Origin of the sequence: Pseudomonas sp. SMSB3 (genome assembly GCF_052041965.1) — a bacterium.
Lineage (GTDB): Bacteria > Pseudomonadota > Gammaproteobacteria > Pseudomonadales > Pseudomonadaceae > Aquipseudomonas.
In genome coordinates this window covers 20,557-39,229 of sequence record NZ_JBKGGV010000007.1, presented here as the reverse complement: position 1 = coordinate 39,229, position 18,673 = coordinate 20,557, and the positions used below count along the sequence as shown (strand labels likewise).

20 protein-coding genes are annotated in these 18,673 nt (G+C 64.2%); 1 reads left to right on the top strand and 19 read right to left on the bottom strand.

Features of this window, described 5'->3' with window-relative positions:
* Window positions 1–7: 7 nt before the first annotated feature.
* The 17 genes from fliP to ACLEJW_RS13155 form a co-directional block, all read right to left on the bottom strand.
* Entirely contained in the window at window positions 8–763 is a 756-nt protein-coding gene (gene fliP / locus ACLEJW_RS13235) for a flagellar type III secretion system pore protein FliP (protein ID WP_313302830.1), read from the bottom strand.
* On the bottom strand, window positions 763–1,218 hold the full coding sequence (gene fliO / locus ACLEJW_RS13230; protein WP_145189327.1) for a flagellar biosynthetic protein FliO: 456 nt from the start codon (window positions 1,216–1,218) through the stop codon (window positions 763–765). The genes fliP and fliO overlap by 1 nt, the downstream gene beginning before the upstream one ends.
* The gene (fliN, locus tag ACLEJW_RS13225) at window positions 1,219–1,683 is read right to left on the bottom strand and encodes a flagellar motor switch protein FliN (RefSeq protein WP_440777708.1); all 465 of its coding nucleotides are present in this window, start codon (window positions 1,681–1,683) and stop codon (window positions 1,219–1,221) included.
* A gap of 46 nt (window positions 1,684–1,729) precedes the next feature.
* Window positions 1,730–2,698, bottom strand: a complete 969-nt coding sequence (gene fliM, locus ACLEJW_RS13220) for a flagellar motor switch protein FliM (protein ID WP_027921190.1) — start codon at window positions 2,696–2,698, stop codon at window positions 1,730–1,732.
* 9 nt (window positions 2,699–2,707) lie between these two features.
* Window positions 2,708–3,205, bottom strand: coding sequence for a flagellar basal body-associated protein FliL (gene fliL / locus ACLEJW_RS13215; protein WP_145189334.1), 498 nt, complete (start codon window positions 3,203–3,205; stop codon window positions 2,708–2,710).
* Between the two features lie 110 nt (window positions 3,206–3,315).
* The gene (locus ACLEJW_RS13210) at window positions 3,316–4,629 is read right to left on the bottom strand and encodes a flagellar hook-length control protein FliK (RefSeq protein ID WP_440777707.1); all 1,314 of its coding nucleotides are present in this window, start codon (window positions 4,627–4,629) and stop codon (window positions 3,316–3,318) included.
* Between the two features lie 70 nt (window positions 4,630–4,699).
* Window positions 4,700–5,047, bottom strand: a complete 348-nt coding sequence (locus ACLEJW_RS13205; RefSeq protein WP_313302844.1) for an Hpt domain-containing protein — start codon at window positions 5,045–5,047, stop codon at window positions 4,700–4,702.
* A 60-nt stretch (window positions 5,048–5,107) separates the two neighbouring features.
* Window positions 5,108–6,799 carry an ATP-binding SpoIIE family protein phosphatase gene (locus ACLEJW_RS13200; protein ID WP_313302850.1) on the bottom strand — a complete coding sequence of 564 codons (1,692 nt, stop codon included), beginning with the start codon at window positions 6,797–6,799 and terminating at the stop codon, window positions 5,108–5,110.
* Window positions 6,800–6,807: 8 nt separating this feature from the next.
* On the bottom strand, window positions 6,808–7,113 hold the full coding sequence (locus ACLEJW_RS13195; protein ID WP_145189347.1) for an STAS domain-containing protein: 306 nt from the start codon (window positions 7,111–7,113) through the stop codon (window positions 6,808–6,810).
* A gap of 69 nt (window positions 7,114–7,182) precedes the next feature.
* Window positions 7,183–7,641: a flagellar export protein FliJ gene (fliJ, locus tag ACLEJW_RS13190; protein WP_145189350.1), complete on the bottom strand. Its 459-nt coding sequence runs from the start codon at window positions 7,639–7,641 to the stop codon at window positions 7,183–7,185.
* Window positions 7,642–7,647: 6 nt separating this feature from the next.
* On the bottom strand, window positions 7,648–9,006 hold the full coding sequence (gene fliI / locus ACLEJW_RS13185; RefSeq protein WP_313459089.1) for a flagellar protein export ATPase FliI: 1,359 nt from the start codon (window positions 9,004–9,006) through the stop codon (window positions 7,648–7,650).
* Window positions 8,996–9,760, bottom strand: a complete 765-nt coding sequence (gene fliH / locus ACLEJW_RS13180) for a flagellar assembly protein FliH (RefSeq protein ID WP_145189355.1) — start codon at window positions 9,758–9,760, stop codon at window positions 8,996–8,998. Before fliH ends, fliI begins: the two co-directional genes overlap by 11 nt.
* 60 nt (window positions 9,761–9,820) lie before the next feature.
* Window positions 9,821–10,840 (bottom strand): flagellar motor switch protein FliG, encoded by a 1,020-nt coding sequence (gene fliG, locus ACLEJW_RS13175; RefSeq protein ID WP_145189358.1) that lies wholly within the window; start codon window positions 10,838–10,840, stop codon window positions 9,821–9,823.
* On the bottom strand, window positions 10,833–12,608 hold the full coding sequence (gene fliF / locus ACLEJW_RS13170) for a flagellar basal-body MS-ring/collar protein FliF (RefSeq protein ID WP_145189360.1): 1,776 nt from the start codon (window positions 12,606–12,608) through the stop codon (window positions 10,833–10,835). The genes fliG and fliF overlap by 8 nt, the downstream gene beginning before the upstream one ends.
* 15 nt (window positions 12,609–12,623) lie before the next feature.
* The gene (fliE, locus tag ACLEJW_RS13165; protein WP_145189362.1) at window positions 12,624–12,956 is read right to left on the bottom strand and encodes a flagellar hook-basal body complex protein FliE; all 333 of its coding nucleotides are present in this window, start codon (window positions 12,954–12,956) and stop codon (window positions 12,624–12,626) included.
* A 106-nt stretch (window positions 12,957–13,062) separates the two neighbouring features.
* Complete coding sequence (locus ACLEJW_RS13160) at window positions 13,063–14,439, bottom strand: sigma-54-dependent transcriptional regulator (RefSeq protein WP_313303124.1); 1,377 nt, start codon at window positions 14,437–14,439, stop codon at window positions 13,063–13,065.
* Window positions 14,439–15,656, bottom strand: a complete 1,218-nt coding sequence (locus ACLEJW_RS13155) for a sensor histidine kinase (protein ID WP_145189367.1) — start codon at window positions 15,654–15,656, stop codon at window positions 14,439–14,441. The genes ACLEJW_RS13160 and ACLEJW_RS13155 overlap by 1 nt, the downstream gene beginning before the upstream one ends.
* Window positions 15,657–16,287: 631 nt before the next feature.
* Between ACLEJW_RS13155 and ACLEJW_RS13150 the strand changes: the two genes are divergently transcribed.
* Window positions 16,288–16,626, top strand: coding sequence for a hypothetical protein (locus ACLEJW_RS13150; protein ID WP_440777706.1), 339 nt, complete (start codon window positions 16,288–16,290; stop codon window positions 16,624–16,626).
* 94 nt (window positions 16,627–16,720) lie between these two features.
* Here the strand turns inward: ACLEJW_RS13150 and fleQ are convergent, their stop codons facing one another.
* Together fleQ and ACLEJW_RS13140 are read right to left on the bottom strand one after the other, a co-directional pair.
* The gene (gene fleQ / locus ACLEJW_RS13145; protein WP_145189369.1) at window positions 16,721–18,196 is read right to left on the bottom strand and encodes a transcriptional regulator FleQ; all 1,476 of its coding nucleotides are present in this window, start codon (window positions 18,194–18,196) and stop codon (window positions 16,721–16,723) included.
* A gap of 166 nt (window positions 18,197–18,362) precedes the next feature.
* Complete coding sequence (locus ACLEJW_RS13140; protein ID WP_145189372.1) at window positions 18,363–18,659, bottom strand: flagellar protein FliT; 297 nt, start codon at window positions 18,657–18,659, stop codon at window positions 18,363–18,365.
* Between the last annotated feature and the right edge of the window lie 14 nt (window positions 18,660–18,673).

Below are 18,673 nucleotides of genomic sequence, written 5' to 3'. Positions count from 1 at the left end.
GGCAGCATCAGACGCCACCGAAACTGCCGGCCAAGGTACCCATGATCAGCGCCCAGCCATCGACCAGGACGAACAGCATGATCTTGAACGGCAGCGAGATGATCAACGGCGACAGCATCATCATACCCATGGCCATCAGCACACTGGCGACCACCATGTCGATGATCAGAAACGGAATGAAGATCATGAAGCCGATCTGGAAGGCGGTCTTGAGCTCCGAGGTGACGAACGCCGGCACCAGGATGGTCAACGGCACCTGTTCGGGCCCAGCGATGTCGGTGCGCTTGGACAAGCGCATGAACAGGTCCAGGTCGCTCTGCCGGGTCTGCGCCAGCATGAACTCCTTGAGTGGGCCCTGGGCTCTTTCCACCGCTTGCTGTGCGGTCATCTGCTCGTTCAGGTACGGCTGCAAGGCATCCTGGTTCACCCGGTCGAACACCGGCGCCATGATGAACAGGGTAAGGAACAGCGCCATGCCGGTCAGCACCTGGTTCGACGGCGTCTGCTGCAAGCCCAGCGCCTGGCGCAGGATCGAGAAGACGATGATGATACGGGTGAAGCTGGTCATCAGAATGACGAACGCGGGGATGAAACTCAGCGCCGTCATGATCAGCAAGATCTGCAGGCTGACCGAATACTCCTGCTGCCCGTCGGCGGTGTTGGACAGGGTGATGGCCGGAATCGACAACGGGTCGGCACCCAGCGCCAGCGGCGCGGCCAGCAGCAGCGCCAGGGTCAATACAATGCGCAGCGCGCCGCTCATCACGTGTTGTCCTTATGATCCTTGCCCATCAGCTCCATCAGGCGCTGGGCAAATTCCGGCGTGGCCTGGCGGGCACCGACCGGCACCTCGACGGGTTCGGCCATGACGTGCAGGGCTTCGATGCTGCCTGGGGTATGGCCGATCAAGATCTGCTCGCGACCGATCTGCACCAGCAGCAGACGGTCACGCGGGCCGATCGCGCGGCTGCCGACGATCTCGATCACCTGCCCGCCCTTGGGGGCGGCGCCTTGCATGCGCCGCAGCACCCAGGCCAGGAAGAAGATCAGGCCGACCACCAGCAGCAGGCCAAAGACCATCTGCGCCAGTTGCCCGCCGAGGCTGCCGGGGGCCGCCGTCGGGGTGACAGTGGGACTGGCCGCCGGCGTTGCGGCGAACGCCAGCTCGCTGACCAGCAGCGCACCCAGGGCGGCGAAGCGGCGTATTGAAGCCTTCACTCAGCGCAGCTTCTTGATGCGTTCGCTTGGGCTGATCACGTCGGTCAGGCGAATGCCGAACTTCTCGTTGACCACCACCACTTCGCCATGGGCGATCAGCGTGCCGTTGACCAGCACATCGAGCGGCTCGCCAGCCAGGCGATCGAGTTCGATCACCGAGCCCTGGTTGAGCTGCAGCAGGTTACGGATGTTGATCTCGGTGCTACCCACTTCCATGGAAATGTTCACTGGGATGTCCAGGATCACATCCAGGTTGGGGCCTTCGAGGCTGACGTTCTCGTTCGGCCGCGGCGAGCTGGCGAACTCTTCCATGGGCAGGCGCCCGGCGCCGGGCTTGCCGCGGTCGCCGGCCAGCAGCGCGTCAATGTCGGATTGCCCGGCATCACCGGTTTCTTCCAGCGCTGCTGCCCACTCGTCGGCCAGGGCCTGGTCTTCCGGGGAAGTGATCTCGTTTTCGTTAGCCATGATGTCCTCGACAGCATTCAATTCGTTGGGAGCGATCGGCGTGCCTTCAGCGGCGCTCGATCGGGTCGATGATCTGCAGGGCCAGGTTGCCCTTGTGCGAGCCCAGGCGCGCCTTGAACGACGGCACGCCGTTGGCGCGCAGCACCAGGTGCTCGGGCAGCTCCACCGGGATCACATCGCCGGCCTGCATGTGCAGGATGTCGCGCAGCTTGAGCTGGCGTCGGGCAACGGTGGCGGTCAGCGGCACCGAGACGTCGAGCACGTCTTCGCGCAGGGCCTTGACCCAGCGCTCGTCCTGGTCGTCCAGGTCCGACTGGAAACCGGCATCGAGCATTTCGCGCACCGGCTCGATCATCGAGTACGGCATGGTCACGTGCAGGTCGCCGCCGCCGCCGTCGAGCTCGATGTGGAAGGTCGACACCACCACCGCCTCGCTCGGGCCGACGATGTTGGCCATCGCCGGATTGACCTCGGAGTTCATGTACTCGAAGTTGACCGGCATGATCGCCTGCCAGGCTTCCTTGAGGTCGACGAAGCACTGGTCCAGCACCATGCGCACCACGCGCAATTCGGTCGGGGTGAATTCGCGGCCTTCGATCTTGGCGTGACGGCCGTCGCCGCCGAAGAAGTTGTCGACCAGCTTGAACACCAGCTTGGCGTCCAGGATGAACAGCGCAGTGCCGCGCAACGGCTTGATCTTGACCAGATTGAGGCTGGTCGGCACATACAGCGAATGCACGTATTCGCCGAACTTCATCACCTGCACGCCACCGACCGCCACGTCCGCCGAGCGGCGCAGCAGGTTGAACATGCTGATGCGGGTGTAGCGGGCGAAACGCTCGTTGATCATTTCCAGGGTCGGCATGCGACCGCGCACGATCCGATCCTGGCTGGTCAGGTCGTAGCTCTTGATGCTGCCAGGCTCGGCAACGCTCTCGGTCTGTACCAGCCCATCGTCGACGCCATGCAGCAGGGCATCGATCTCATCCTGGGACAGCAGGTCCTGTACGGCCATTGCGGACTCCTACTGCAATACGAAATTGGTGAACAGCAGCTGATCGATCACAGGCTTGCCGACTTCCTTCTGCGCCACTTCCTGGACCACGGCGGTGGCTTTCTGACGCAGCATTTCCTGGCCGACTGAACTGGCCGAGAGCGTGTCGAAACCCTGGCCCGAGAACATCATCACCAGGTTGTTGCGGATCACCGGCATGTGCACCGCCAGTGCATCGAGGTCAGCCTGGTTGCGGCCCTGCAGGGTAATGCTCAGCTGCATGTAGCGCTGGCGACCGTTCTGGTTGAAGTTGACCACGAAGGCCGGTGCCAGCGGCACATAGATGGCCGGCGCCTTGACGTTGCTGGCGGCCGCCTGCGGCGCCGGCGCCGATTCACTCTTGTGCATGATGAACCAGGTCGCGCCTACCGACAGGCCGACCGCCAGCAGCAGGGCCAGCACCAGCAGCAGGATCAGCTTGAGTTTGCCTTTTGCGGCGGGGTCTTTCACTGCGTCGCTCTTCGCCATGCCAATAATCCGTCGTCCAGCGGTTTTAAAAGTGGATGACGGGGCTTGAGCAAGTGTTATGCCAGGTTTGTCAGGAGCTGCCAGACGGGTCGCGACCGCTCAAGCGCTCATCAGGCGTAGTAGTCCACAGCGCTGTCGCCAATCACCACCTGTTGCTCGACAGGCCGCGCCGCGTCGGCCAACTCGCCCTGCTCGGCGCCCCCGCCCTGGCCACGCCGCGCCGCCACGCCGGACAACTCTGCCGCTTGCTGCTGCGCCTGCTGCTGTTGCTGGCGTGATTGATCGGCGACGTTGACGTCTGGCTGCGCCAGGCCCTGCTGGGCGAACAGCTCGCGCAAGCGGTGGACCTGGCTGTCCAGGGCATCACGGACACCGGCATGACCACTGATGAAGGTGACCTGGGTGGACTGGTCGGTGGCGACATTGACGCGAATATCCAGACGCCCGAGCTCAGCCGGCTCCAGCTGGATATCCGCCGACTTGAGATTCTGGCTCGACAGATACATCACGCGGTTGACCAGCCCCTCGGCCCAGGCGCCCTGGTTCATCATCAGCGGTTGTTGCAAGGGGTTGGCGTTGACCGGCGCGGCACTGGCGCCATTGACCGGCGTGGAAGTGACTGCCTGGGTCAGGTTGGCCAAGCGGTTGGCAAAGTCATCGACGCGGGTGTCGCCGGCAACACCCTTGGGCGTTTTCAGGCCGTCTTCGAGCAAAGCGCTGAAGGCTTTGTCGCCGCCTTGCCCCTGGCCTTTGTGGTCCTTGGCTTCGTCAACCAGGTTCGCCAATGGATTGACGGGCGCTTGGCCATCGGCTGAATCGCCGTTGGTGGTGTCGCCGGCGTGGGCCGAAGTGGTGCCCTTGGCCTGGGCATTGTGCTCCAGCGCCAGACGCAAGGTCGGCAGGTTGGCCAGCGGATCAGCTTGCGGATCGAAGCTTTCGCCCTCTGATGCCTGGGTCACTGGCTCGGCCACCGGCGTCGTGGGTGCTTGTCGCACTGCCGCCCGCAGCACCGGCGCCACTGCCTCTGCCTGGGCCTGCAGCAACTGGGCGCCAGGCTGGGCATCGGTGACCTGGCCGGCGACCAGGGTGGCGTCGACCGAGCCGGGGTCGTTGGCCAGCGCACTGTCGGCGGCAGGCGAAGAGGCATCGTCGCCTGGCAACGTTTTGCCGTCATCGGCAAGCGCCGACTTGTCAGCGGCATGCGTGTTGCCGCCATGAGCAGGCTCGGGTTTGTCATTCGGCTGCGCCTGCGGCGGCTTCGCCGGCATGGCGGGCGACTTGTCGCGGCCCTGGCGCGCCATGACCCGATCGAAGCCGCCCGCCTCGCCTGCCGCCTGCAGCGGTTTGTCCATCCGCGCAGCGGCCGTGTTCGACGGCTTGCCGACGGTGGTGGCTTGTATCAATGGGTTGGGTGCGACAGGCATTGACGGGTCTCCGCGCCAGAAACGAAATGACATCTGGCTTCAGAGAAGCAAAAGTCGAGCCAACTTGTAGTCAGCTGGCCGAAACGCGCTCGCGCTCACCGCGATAGAAACGCTGCACTTCAAGGTATTCCTGATCGATGCGGTTGATCAGGTCCTCGATGCCATACAGCGGCCGCGTTCTGACGCGCTCTTCGAGCTGCTGGCACAACCGGGCCAGGCCTACCGCGCCCATGTTGCTGCTGCTGCCTTTGAAGCTGTGCGCGGCCATGCCGAGCTCGTCGGCACTCTTGGCCTCGTGCAGCTGATGCAAACGCTGCGCGGAGTCTTCCAGAAAGGTCTCGAGCAACTGCAGATAGCCATCTTCCATGACCTCCTGCAAATCGCTGAGCACCTTCAAATCGATATGGATGTCGGTCACTTGCTCACTCCCTGATCAAGCTGGATTATGCCTGAGCTGCGGTGCGGGCCTCCAGAGCCATCACCAGTCGAACTGCACACGGGCACAGCGGCCTCCCTCGCACCATTGGGCACGGCTACCCAGGCGCTGCACCAGGTGCAGCCCGCGCCCGCTCAGCCCCTGCTGCGGGGCCGGTCGTGCCAGCACTTCTTGCACATCGAAACCAGCGCCGCTGTCGCGTACCTCAAGGGTAAGACGCCCGCCATTGCCCAGCGGTTCAACTTCCAGGTCGATGCGCACGAAACCCTCGGTCAGGCGTGCCAGGCGCCGGGCGCGCTCTTGATAGTAGTCGGCAAAACCCTGCACATCGCGCTTGAGCTGTGAATCCAGTGCCAGCACGCCGTGCTCCAGGGCGTTGGCGTACAGCTCGCTGAGCACGCTGTGCAGCGCCCCGGTGTGCGGGCGCAAGCCGTGGATCTCTTGCAACAGCTGCACCAGGTACGGAACGGGGTTGAAGCGCCGCAGGGTCTCCCCGCGCAGTACAAAGCCCAGCGACCAGTCCAGCGGGCTGGAGCGACCACTGTCGGAATACAGGGTCGGTGCCGGCACCCGCTCGCTGCTGGCGAACATGCGGATGTCGCACAGGCTGATGTCGTCGCGTGGGCGCCCACCGAAACGCGCCAGCGCCTGCATCAGCTCATCGAACAGCGCCGCCGGCTCACGGTTGGCGGCCAGTACCTGATGCAGGCGCTCGACGCCGAACAGGCGCTCTTGCTCGTCGGCGGTGTCGACCACGCCATCCGACAACAGCAATACCCGCTCGCCGGCCGCCAGTGGCAGCACCTCGGTGCTGTCATCGAAGCGTTCTGGCGCCAGAATGCCCAATGGCAAGTGACGTGACGGTAGCTGTCCCAGCACCTGGCCATCCGCCGAGAGCCGGTAGCCGTCCGGCATCCCGCCATTCCACACCTCGACAGCACCACGCTGGACCGACACATTGAGCAGCATGGCGCAGCAGAACATGTCCACCGGCAGGATGCGCTTGAGCTTGGCGTTCATCTCGCGCAGCATCTGCGCCAGGCCGTAGCCTTTGGCGGTCATGCCATAGAACACCTCGGCCAGGGGCATGGCGCCAACGGCAGCCGGCAGACCATGGCCGGTGAAATCGCCCAGCAGCACATGCATGTCGCCGGCCGGCGTGAACGCGGCCAGCAACAGGTCGCCATTGAACAGGGCATAAGGCGATTGCAGGTAACGGATGTTCGGTGCGGTGATGCAGCCGGAGTGGGCGATCTTGTCGAACACCGCCTTGGCCACGCGCTGCTCGTTGAGCAGATGGTGGTGGTGCCGGGTAATCTGGTCCCGCTGCTCGAGTACGGTGGCCTGCAAGCGCCGCAGGCGATCCATGGCACGGATCTTGGCGGCCAGGATCACCGCGCTGTAGGGCTTGGCCATGAAGTCATCACCACCGGCCTCCAGGCAACGCACCAGCGCCTGCTCCTCGTTCAGCGAGGTGAGGAAGATGATCGGCACCAGGGCTTCGCCGGCCAGGCGCTTGATCTGCCGCGCCGCCTCGAAACCGTCCATCACCGGCATCAGCGCATCGAGCAGCACCAGTTGCGGCCGTTTTTGCGCGAACAGCGCCACGGCTTGCTCGCCGTTCTGCGCGGTATACACGTGGTGGCCTTGGCGACGCACGATCTGCGCGAGCAGCAGACGATCGACCGCGCTGTCTTCAGCCACCAGTACGGTCAACGCGTGTTCGGCCGCCATGGACACGCTCAACTGATGTCGAAGAGTTTTTCGAAATTGGAGATGGCGAGGATCTTGCGCACGTCCGAGCTGGCATGCACCACCCGCACATCCGCCTCATCGCCACCGGCATGGTCACGCAGCAACAGCAGCATGCCCAGCGCCGAGCTGTCCAGGTAGGTGGTGTCCTTGAGGTCGACGACGATGAAGTCGGCCCGAGTGGGCTGGCGCTCGTAGGCATCGCGAAATTCCTGATGCTTACCGAAATCGAAGCGGCCCTTGATCTTGATCGTGAGCTTTTTCCCGTCCTGCGAAAAATCTGTCTCGACTGCCATGCTAGCGATCCCTTCGTTGATGGCGACTGACACAGGTGTAGCAGCTGCGTGGGGCAGCTGCAACCAGCTTCAGCTTTGCGCCTGCCCCTGGCGAGGCAGGCGCTGGGAAAGCTCGTCGAGCAGGCGCTGTTCGCGCTTGTCTTCGGCACGGCGGGCTTCGTCCAGGTAGCGTTGCACCAGCTTGCGCAGACCCTCGACCCGCGCGTAGGCCTGCTGCCAGGTGGCGCGAGCGTTCTTCAGGTTGTTCTCATGCCAGGCCAGACTCTGGCGCTGCTGGGTCATCGCCGTTTCCAGCTGGGCCAGAAAGCGTTGATAGTTGAGCAGCCAGCTGCCGTCCACGCCCTGGCTGCCACGGTTGATCCACTGCGCCTGGTAACCCTCGCGAAACGACTCGAGCTCCGCCAGCTTGGCCTGGGCCTGCGCCAGCTGTTGCTGAAACTGCCCGACCCGCTGGGCCGCCTTGCGCTCGGCCTCCTCGGCCATGTCGACCACCGGGGCCAGACGCGCGGCGCGACTGGGCAGGCTCATGGCTCATCAACCCTTGGCCGGGGGCGTGAATATCGCCCCCAGCTCGTCGCGGCTCTGCGCCATGCCGACATTTTCATCCAGGCCCTGGCGCAGGAAATCCACCAGCCTCGGCTGCAAGGCAATCGCCAGGTCAGTCTCCGGGTCGCCACCGGCCACATACGCGCCGACGCTGATCAGGTCGCGGCTCTGCGACAGGCGCGACCACAGCTGCTTGAACTTCTGCGCCTGGCGCAGGTGGTCGGCATCGACGACCTGCGGCATCACCCGGCTGATCGACGCTTCGATGTCGATGGCTGGATAATGGCCTTCCTCGGCAAGGCGCCGTGACAGCACAAAGTGACCGTCGAGCACGCCACGCGCGGAGTCGGCGATCGGATCCTGCTGATCGTCGCCCTCCGAGAGCACGGTATAGAAGGCGGTGATCGACCCTCCCCCAGGCTCGCCGTTACCCGCGCGCTCCACCAGCTTGGGCAGTTTGGCGAATACTGACGGCGGGTAGCCGCGGGTGGCCGGCGGCTCGCCAATGGCCAAGGCGATCTCGCGCTGGGCCTGGGCGAAGCGCGTCAGCGAATCCATCAGCAGCAGCACGTTCTTGCCCTTGTCGCGGAAATACTCAGCAATCCGCGTGCAGTACATGGCCGCGCGCAGGCGCATCAACGGCGCATCGTCAGCCGGTGACGCTACCACCACCGAACGCTTGAGCCCTTCTTCACCGAGAATGTGCTCGATGAACTCCTTGACCTCGCGGCCACGCTCGCCGATCAGCCCGACCACGATGATCTCGGCTTCGGTGAAGCGCGTCATCATGCCCAGCAGCACCGATTTACCCACCCCGGTCCCGGCGAACAGGCCCAGGCGCTGGCCACGGCCGACGGTCAACAGGCCATTGATGCTGCGGATGCCGACATCCAGCGGCTGGCTGATCGGGTCGCGGTTGAGCGGGTTGATGATCGGACCGTCCATCGGCACCCAGTCTTCGGCACGCATGCCGCCCTTGCCGTCAAGGGCGCGGCCGGCACCATCGAGCACCCGGCCGAGCATGCTCATGCCCATCGGCAGGCGGCCGCTGTCGTCCAGCGGCACCACCCGCGCGCCTGGGGCGATGCCGGCAATGCTGCCGACCGGCATCAGGAACACCTTGCTACCGGAGAACCCCATGACCTCGGCTTCGACCTGCACTGGGTGATAGCTGTCGTCGTTGATCACCAGGCAGCGCCCGCCTACCGCCGCGCGCAGGCCTTCGGCTTCAAGGGTCAAGCCGACCATGCGCAGCAGCCGGCCTTCGACCACCGGCTGCACCGGCAGCGTGATCGCCTCGGCATAACCGCCCATGCGCTTGCCGAAACTGGTGCGCTCAAGACGCATCGGCGCTGCTCAGCTCGACCGCCATGTCGGCGGCAGCCGGGTGCAGGGCCTGGTCGTGCAACTGGTCGAACAGCTGCGCGACGGCCTTCTCGATACGCGTTTCCATGGTCGCGTCGATCCGGCTGTGCAAGGTTTCGATGCGGCACCCTCCAGGCAACAGGGCTTCGTCCTCGAGCAGCTTCCAGTTCTCTTCATGGCGCTCGCGCAGGGCCTTGGCCAGCTCGAAGTCCTGGGGATTGAGGTGAATGCGGATGTTGTCGGCGCCCATGGGCAGCAACTTCAATGCCTCACGCAATACCTGGGTAATCTGGCTCGAGTCGCTCTTCAGTTCACGGCCCACCACCTGCCGCGCCATGTGCGCAACCAGGTGCACCAGGCTTCGCTCGATCTGCGTGTCCTGTTCGGCGATCGGCTCGAGCAGGTGGCCCATCAACTGTTCGAGGCTGGCCAACTTGGCCTCGAGCGCCTGTTCGGCCTCCTGGCGCACCTTGAGCTGAGTGGCATGAAAACCCTCGCGCTCGCCGGTGGCGAACCCTTCGTTGTAGGCCTCCTGGCGAATCGCCTCGAGTTCCTCGAGGGTCAGCGGCTGGACTTCCTCGAGCGGCACTTCCTCGACTTCTTCGGCGACCGCTTCAGGCTCAGGCTCAGGTTGCGGCTCAGGCTCAGGGTCGAAGCTTGGCAACGTCCAGACATCGACCCCCTCGAGGTCGCGGGCGCGAATCAGGTCGCTGGGATGGGATTCTCTGCTGGACATCGACGTGCCTACGGTTGAAAGCGTTGGAGAGCTAGAAGCTACAAGCTTGCGGCTTGAAGCTTAGATCATCTCTTCGGCGCCTTTGCCGCCGAGGACGATCTCGCCGGCTTCGGCCATGCGCCGGGCGATGGTGAGGATTTCCTTCTGCGCGGTTTCCACGTCGCTGACGCGTACCGGGCCCTTGGCCTCCAGGTCGTCGCGCAGCAGCTCCGAGGCACGCTTGGACATGTTCTTGAAGATCTTGTCCTTGACCCGCTCGTCAGCGCCTTTGAGCGACACCACCAGCACGTCCGAAGCCACTTCGCGCAGCAGCGCCTGGATGCCACGGTCGTCGACATCGGCCAGGTTGTTGAAGACGAACATCAAGTCTTCGATCTGCTCCGACAGGTCGTTGTCGATCTCGCGGATCGAGTCCATCAGCGCACCTTCCACGGAACTGTCGAGGAAGTTCATGATATCGGCAGCACGCTTGATACCGCCCAAGGTGGTGCGCGCAGCATTGGAGTTGCCCGAGAACTGCTTCTCGAGAATCTGGTTCAGCTCCTTGAGCGCCGCCGGCTGCACGGTGTTGAGCGAAGACACCCGCAAGATGATGTCCAGGCGCACCTTGTGGTCGAAGTTGCTCAGCACTTCACCGGCCTGGTCCGGGTCCAGGTAGGCGACCACGATGGCCTGGATCTGCGGGTGCTCGTAGCGGATCACGTCGGCCACGGCGCGCGGTTCCATCCACTTCAGGCTGTCCAGGCCGCTGGTGTTGCCGCCCAGCAGAATCCGGTCGATCAGGCCGTTGGCCTTATCTTCGCCCAGGGCCTGGTTGAGCATCTTGCGGATGTAGCCATCGGAGCCGACGCCCAGGCTGGTCTGGTCGCCGACGATCTCGACGAACTCGCTCATCACCTGCTCGACCTGCTCGCGGTGCACGTTGCCCATCTGCGCCATCGCCACACCGACCCGTTGCACTTCTTTCGGGCCCATGTGCCGCAGCACTTGCGCAGCATCGGTTTCACCGAGCGAAAGCAGCAGGATCGCTGCCTTGTCGACGCGGCTCAGCTTGGCGGTAATGGCTCGATTGTCACTCATCGGCGTTGATCCACTCTTTCACGACCTGGGCCACACGGCCCGGGTCTTCGGCCACCAGGCCCTTGATTGCGTTGAGCTGTGCTTCGTAACCCTCGCTGGGGCTCGGCAACAGAATGCTTGATGGGCCACCCAGGCTGACACGGTCGTTGGCCAGTTCGCCATCCATCCCGATCATCCCGCCCAACTCCATGTCGCTGTCAGCGGCAGCCTGCTTCCCACCCCCGGTGATGTTGTTGAGCACCGGGCGCAGCACTCCGAACACCAGCACCAGAATGAACAGCACGCCCAGCACCTGCTTGACGATGTCCCAGAACCACGGCTGCTGGTAGAACGCGATGTCGGCAATCTCTTCGCCACGGTCGGCGGCGAACGGCACGTTGATCACGGTCACGCTGTCGCCACGGCTGGCGTCGAAGCCCACGGCGTCCTGCACCAGGCGGGTAAAGCGCGCCAGATCTTCGGCACCCCAGGGCGCGCGCGTGGCTTCGCCGTTGGCACCGAGCTTGACCTGGTCATCGACCACCACCGCCACCGACAGGCGGGTCAGGCGACCCTGCTGCTGGCGGGTGTGGCTGATCGAGCGGTCCAGCTCGAAGTTCTTGGTGGTCTGCTCACGCTTGTCCGACGGGTACGGCGCCAGCATCGGCTGGCCGGTGGTCGGGTCCATGATCTGCTGACCGTTGGCGTCCACCAGCGGCTGGCCAGGCTGGATGGCGCCGGCAGCACCGGCTGCGCCGCCGGTGGTCTGCGGCGCAGAAGCAGGGCCTGGCGGCTGGTTGCTCAGCGCGCCCGGCACGCCCTGCGGGCCCTGGCTGCTGGCGCGCTGTTCGTTGACCGCCTGCTCGCTGCGCAGCGCTGGCTGGTCTGGGTTGAACTGCTCGGAAGTCGATTCCACCGCGCTGAAATCCAGGTCGGCCGACACTTCAGCCTTGTAGCGGTCGTTGCCCAGCACCGGTTGCAGGATGTTGTGCACACGCTGGGTCAGCATGCCCTCCATGCGCCGGCTGTAGTCGAACTGCTTGCCGGCCATGGTCAGGGCGGTGTCCTGCAGTTGCTCGGAGAGCAGGTTGCCGCGTTGATCGACCACCGTGACTTGCGACTTGTCCAGCTCGGGGACGCTGGTGGCGACCAGGTTGACGATCGCCATCACCTGCCCCGCTTCCAGTGCGCGACCTGGGTACAACTCGACCAGCACCGAAGCACTGGGCTTGCGCTCGTCACGCACGAATACCGAGCTTTTCGGGATGGCCAGGTGCACGCGCGCGGCCTTGACGTTGTTCAGGCTCGACACTGTCCGCGCCAACTCGCCTTCAAGGCTGCGGCGGTAGCGGGTAGCCTCCATGAACTGGCTGGTGCCCAGGCCCTGCTCCTTGTCGAGCAGTTCGAAGCCGACATTGCCGTCGCTTGGCGCCACCCCGGCCGCCGCCAGTTTCAGGCGCGCACGGGACAGGTCGTCGGCCTTGACCAGCAAGGCACCGGAGTTGGGCTCGACGCGGTACTGGATGTCTGCCGAGGCCAAGGTGTCCATGACCTGCTTGGTGTCCATGCCCGCCAGGCTGCCGTACAGCGGTCGATAGTCGGGCTGCTGCGACCACAACACCACGGCAAAGCCAATCGCCACGCTCGCGGCAAGACCGACCAGCAGGCCGACCTGACGCAGCATGGGCATCTGCGAGATGTTCTCCAGGAACGCCAGGTTCAGCAACGGCGGCTTGGGTGCTGGCGCACCGCTCTTGGCGGGGGCGTTATCGACGACTGCATCAGCCATGGTTTACTTCCGTCCTCACACTGGCATCTGCATGATGTCCTGATACGCCTGGACCAGCTTGTTGCGTACCTGGGTCAACGCCTGCATCGACACGCTGGCTTTCTGTGAAGCGATCATCACGTCGGTCAGGTCGACGCCGCTCTTGCCGATCTCGAACGCATTGGCGAGCTGGGTCGAGGCCTGCTGGGTTTGATTGACCTTGCCGATGGCCTGGCCGAGCATGTCGGCAAAGGTGCTTTGGCCAGGTGCCAACTCGGTAGCGGCAGTGGCTTTGGGCAGCGACATGGCGTCGGCCTGCATGGCCCGCATGTCCAGCATCAGACGATTGAATTCAACACCTTGGCTCATGACCTTCTCTCTCCGGCGGCCGCATTTTTTTGACACTCATGCGGCGGATAGCCGTGAACTAGCAACACGTGTGCCAGCCCGACCGCTAGCGCTGCAAATGACTGGCTCAGCCGAACAGGCTGGCTTCCACGTCGAGCCCGGCATCACGCATCTGCGCCAGCTTGTAGCGCAAGGTGCGTGGGCTGATGCCCAACTTTTCCGCCGCTTCCTTGCGTCGCCCGCGCTCGGCGCGCAGGGTGTCGATGATCATCTGATACTCATGCCGACGCAGGTCATCACCCAGGGCGGAAGCATCGGATGGCAGCTCCGCCAATGATGGCGATTTAATGGCCATAGAGCCCATTGACAAGGGAATGGCGCCGGCCAGACAGAAATCCGCCGCCTCAATGACCCCGCCCTGCTGCAGGATCAGCGCCCGCTGCAAGGCGTTGTCCAGCTCGCGCACATTGCCCGGCCAGGCGTGAGATTGCAGGCAGCTCCGAGCCTCGGCAGACAGGCGCACCGGCGCATGCTTCATTTTCGCTACATGGCGCGCCAATAGCCGCTCGGCCAATGGCAGTATGTCATCCCGGCGCTCGCGCAGCGGCTGCCAGGCCAAGGGGAAGACCGACAGGCGATAGTACAAGTCCTCGCGAAAGCGCCCCGCCGCCACTTCGCCCAGCAGGTCGCGATTGGTGGTAGCTAGCACGCGGATATCCAGGCTGATCGGCTTGCGCCCGCCCACCCGCTCCACTTCACGCTCCTGCAGCACGCGCAGCAGCTTGGCCTGCAGGCCCAACGGCATTTCGGAAATCTCGTCGAGCAACAGGGTGCCGCCATCGGCCTGCTCGAACTTGCCGGCCTGAGCGGCGATGGCACCAGTAAACGCGCCCTTTTCATGGCCGAACAGCGTGGCTTCGAGCATGTTGTCCGGGATCGCAGCGCAGTTGATCGCTACGAACGGCTGGGCCGCACGCGGCGATTGCTGATGAATGAAGCGCGCCAGTACTTCCTTGCCGGTGCCCGACTCGCCAGAGATCAGCACCGTCGAGTCGCTGCGCGCCACCCGCGCGGCCAGCTCCAGCAGTTGCCGGCTGGCCGCCTCGCAAGCCACCGGGCCATCCTCCTCGGCATCGGGCAAGCGTCCGGCAGCGTGGCGCTCGACCAACCCGAGCAGTGCATTGGGCTCGAACGGCTTGACCAGGTAATCGGCCGCACCTTGGCGCATGGCCTCCACTGCGCGCTCGATCGCAGCATGGGCGGTCATCAGCAACACCGGCAACTGCGGCTGCTGGCGACGCAACAACGCCAACAACTGGTGACCATCCATTCCCGGCATATTGACGTCGCTGACCACCAGGCTGTAGGCCTCTTGCGCCACGGCCTGCAACGCCTCCTCGGCACTGCCGACGGCATCGAAGGCAAAGCCCCCGAGCTCGAGGGTATCGCCGAGCGCTTGGCGCAAGACGCGGTCGTCCTCGACCAGCAGGACCTTGATGCTCATCACCGCGACTCCGCAGGCAGGCAGGCGAGCAGCGGTAGCTCGACCCTGACGCAGGTGCCGCGACCGACCTTCGAGCGTATGGCCAGCGTGCCATGGTGCGCCCGCACCACGGCCTTGACCACCGCCAGCCCCAGGCCTGTGCCGGTGGCCTTGGTGGTCAGGAAGGGTTCACCCAGGCGGCTCAGCAATTCGGCGTCGATACCACTGCCGGCATCGCTGATGGCCAGGTTCAGCGTGTCGCCACGGCGCCACAGATGCACCTTCACGCGCGCCGGGCCGCTACTGGCCTGCAAGGCGTTTTCGATCACATTGAGCAGCGCCCCGACCAGGGTGTCGCGGTTGCACAGCAGTTCGCCCAGGTGAGTGTCGCACTGCCAGCGTACGCCGTGCCCCTGCACGTGGGCCTGAGCAGCGTGTTGAAGCGCCTGAAACAAGGCCTTGGGCGTGAGTCGATCGGTAAGCGGCAACTCGCCGCGGGCGAACACCAGCATGTCGCGCACCTGATGCTCGAGCTCATGCAGTCGCTCTTTAAGACTGCCGGCGAAGCGTTGCCGAGTAGCCGGCGCCAGCTCGCGTTCGGCGTCGGCCAAATGACTGGCATAGAGCATGGCCGCAGTCAGCGGCGTACGGATCTGATGCGCAAGCGAGGCGACCATGCGCCCGAGCGACGACAAGCGCTCATGGCGCGCCAGCTGGTCTTGCAGACGGCGGGTTTCGGTCAGGTCGTTGAGCAGCACCAGTTGCCCCGGTTCGGCGTCGAGCGAGCGCGTGGCGATCGATAGGCGACGACCGTCACGCAGGGACACTTCATGACCGTCGTCCTTGCGCGGGGCGAAGCTGCGGGCGATCACTTCGCGCCACAGCTGACCGACCAACGGCTCGCCCAGCAGCTGACAGGCAGCCGGGTTGGCTTCGCGCACCCGGCCCTGGTCGTCGATCACGATCACGCCACCGGGCAGCAGGTCGAGCAGGTTCTGCAGACGATTGGCCAGGCGTTCCTTCTCGTTCAGCTCGGCCATGCGCTGCGCGCCCACTACCGCCAGCTCGCCCTTGAGCTCGCTGACCCGGGCTTCGAGCATGCTGTAGGACTGGTTGAGTTGGCTGGAGACCTGGTTGAACAAGGCAAAAGCCTGCTCCAGGCCCTGTCGAGACTCCTGTTCGACCGGGGTGCGCCCCTGCAGATCAGGGACTCGGGAAACGTGGGCGGCCTGGGGCATCGTGCTTTCTCGCGTGGCTGACCGTCATAAAAACGGTGTGATGCCAATGTGTAGCAATAGGCGTGCCGGGGATGAGGGGGGGGCCTGGGGCGAACGGTTCGAGGTCTGTGGCGTGACGCAGACCGAGCGCCGCCCGCGCGGCGCATCGCGAGCTGCGCTCGCTCCTACGTTTGTTTCGGGCCAATTATTCCTGGGGGATTTGCGCGCGGGCGCCTTGGTGCATGGCAAGGCGGTCGCGCACGCCTGCGACAGGCGATACTGGCCCGAAACAACGGCTGTCGCGCACGCTGCAACAGGCAATACTGGCCCGAAACAAACGGCTGTCGCGCACGCTGCAACGGGCGATACCGGCCCGAAACAAACGGCTGTCGCGCACGCTGCAACAGGCAATACTGGCCCGAAACAAACGTAGGAGCGAGCAGAGCTCGCGATGCGCCGCGCGGGCGGCGCTCGATCTTCGCCCCACCATCAAATCCAAGGCATGCAGCCCAAGGCAAAAATCAATTTCCGCCTGATCCTCGCCACCCTGCACCGTGCTTTCTCGCGTGGCTGACCGTCATAAAAACGGTGTAGCAATAGGCTGGCCGGGGATGTGAGATTGCCCTGGGGCGAACAGTTCGAGGTCTGTGGCGTGACGCAGACCGAGCGCCGCCCGCGCGGCGCATCGCGAGCTGCGCTCGCTCCTACGTTTGTTTCGGGCCAATTATTCCTGGGGGATTTGCGCGCGGGCGCATTGGTGCATGGCAAGGCGGTCGCGCACGCCTGCGACAGGCGATACTGGCCCGAAACAACGGCTGTCGCGCACGCTGCAACAGGCGATACCGGCCCGAAACAAACGGCGATCGCGCACGCTGCAACAGGCAATACTGGCCCGAAACAAACGGCGATCGCGCACGCTGCAACAGGCGATACCGGCCCGAAACAAACGGCGATCGCGCACGCTGCAACAGGCAATACTGGCCAGAAATAAACGTAGGAGCGAGCAGAGCTCGCGATGCGCCGCGCGGGCGGCGCTCGATCTTCTCCCCACCATCAAACCCAAGGCATGCAGCCCAAGGCAACAATCAATCTTCCGCCTGATCCTCACCACCCTGGCGACTCATGCCGTACTTGCGCATCTTCTCGACCAACGTAGTGCGGCGAATGCGCAGGCGCTCGGCGGCGCGCGCCACGATGCCGTTGGCATCGTCCAGCGCCTGCTGGATCAGGCCCTGCTCCAGGCTGCCCAGGTAGTCCTTCAGATCCAGGCCTTCAGGTGGCAACATCGCCGCGTTGCTGAAGTTCGGCGCGTGACCGTTGATCGCCACCCGCTCTTCCAGGTCGCTGCGCAGGCTGTCGACGAGTTGTTCGTCCTCATCGTCGATGTAGCGGAACTTCTTCGGCAGCTCCGACACCCCGATCACCCCGTACGGGTGCATGATCGCCATGCGTTCGACCAGGTTGGCCAGTTCACGCACGTTGCCCGGCCAGCCGTGACGGCACAGCGACATGATGGCCGCCGAGTTGAAGCGGATCGAGCCACGCTTCTCGTGCTCCATGCGCGAGATCAGCTCATTCATCAGCAGCGGAATGTCCTCGACCCGCTCACGCAGCGGCGCCATCTCGATCGGGAAGACGTTGAGGCGGTAGTACAGGTCCTCGCGGAAGGTCCCCTCCTCGATCATGCTCTCCAGGTTCTTGTGGGTCGCGGCGATGATGCGCACATCGATGCTCTGGGTCTTGTTGCTACCCACCCGCTCGAAGGTGCGCTCCTGCAATACCCGCAGCAGCTTGACCTGCATCGGCAACGGCATGTCGCCAATCTCGTCGAGGAACAACGTACCGCCATTGGCCAGCTCGAAGCGCCCGGCGCGGCTGGTGATCGCACCGGTGAACGCGCCTTTTTCATGGCCGAACAGCTCGCTCTCCAGCAGCTCGGCCGGAATCGCCCCGCAGTTGACCGGCACGAACGGCGCTTCACGGCGCTTGGAATGGTAGTGCAGGTTGCGCGCGACCACCTCCTTGCCGGTGCCGGACTCGCCCAGGATCAACACACTGGCATCGGTATCGGCGACCTGCTGCATCATCTGCCGCACATGCTGGATCGCGCGACTGGTGCCGACCAGGCTGCGGAACAGATTGGGTTCGCGTTGACGGCCGCGCTCACGCGCCTGGTCGTACATCTCGCGATAGACCTGGGCGCGGTGCAGCGAATCGAGCAGCTGGCTATAGCTGGGCGGCATTTCCAGGTTCGACAGCACCCGGCGACGCTGTTCGTCCGGGAACTCCGCCGAAGAAATTTCGCCAATCAGCAACACCGGAAGGAACTCATCCCACCCGGCCACTGTCTTAAGGAGCCCGAGGACACTGCCGGGGGCGTTGACGGTACCGATGAGCACGCAGAGCACTTCTCGGCTCGAAGACAGTCCGCCCACCATCTGCTGCCAGTCCTGGCTCGAGCAAGGCAGGTTTTCTTCGCCGAGAAAGTTCAGGACCACCGCCAGATCGCGGCGGCGGGCGCTGTCGTCATCGATCAGGAGAATCTTGGTTTCACGCCACATGCAATAGCAACTTCCCTAGTCATATCGGCGCCCGGGAGGGGCAAGCTCGACATCTCCGACTGAATGGTCAGTGTTCGGACGTCTGAAATTCGAAAACAGCCACTAGTAAAGTCAAAAAAACCTATACAGTCAAATTAATGGCGCACGGATTTTTGTACATCTGTGGTCAGGTGAACAGATGGTATACCTTAGCCGCATTTTTCGCCTGACGGATTTGTGTCATCTCGTCGACTATTGATTGACGTTCACCACTTGCAACATCAATCAATTGCCCGTATACCGCCAGCAGCGACTCCAGGCTCGAACGTACCTGCGCCTCATTGCTGAGCGCCTCGCTCAACACGTCTTCGACACAGACACGGCACGCCAGGTCGAGTTCGCCGACCGCCTGCCAGTCACGACTGGCCAATGCCGCCAGCAACTCATCCCGCGTGCGCTCAATGCGCTCGATCACCTGGCTCATGCTTGCTCCTGATA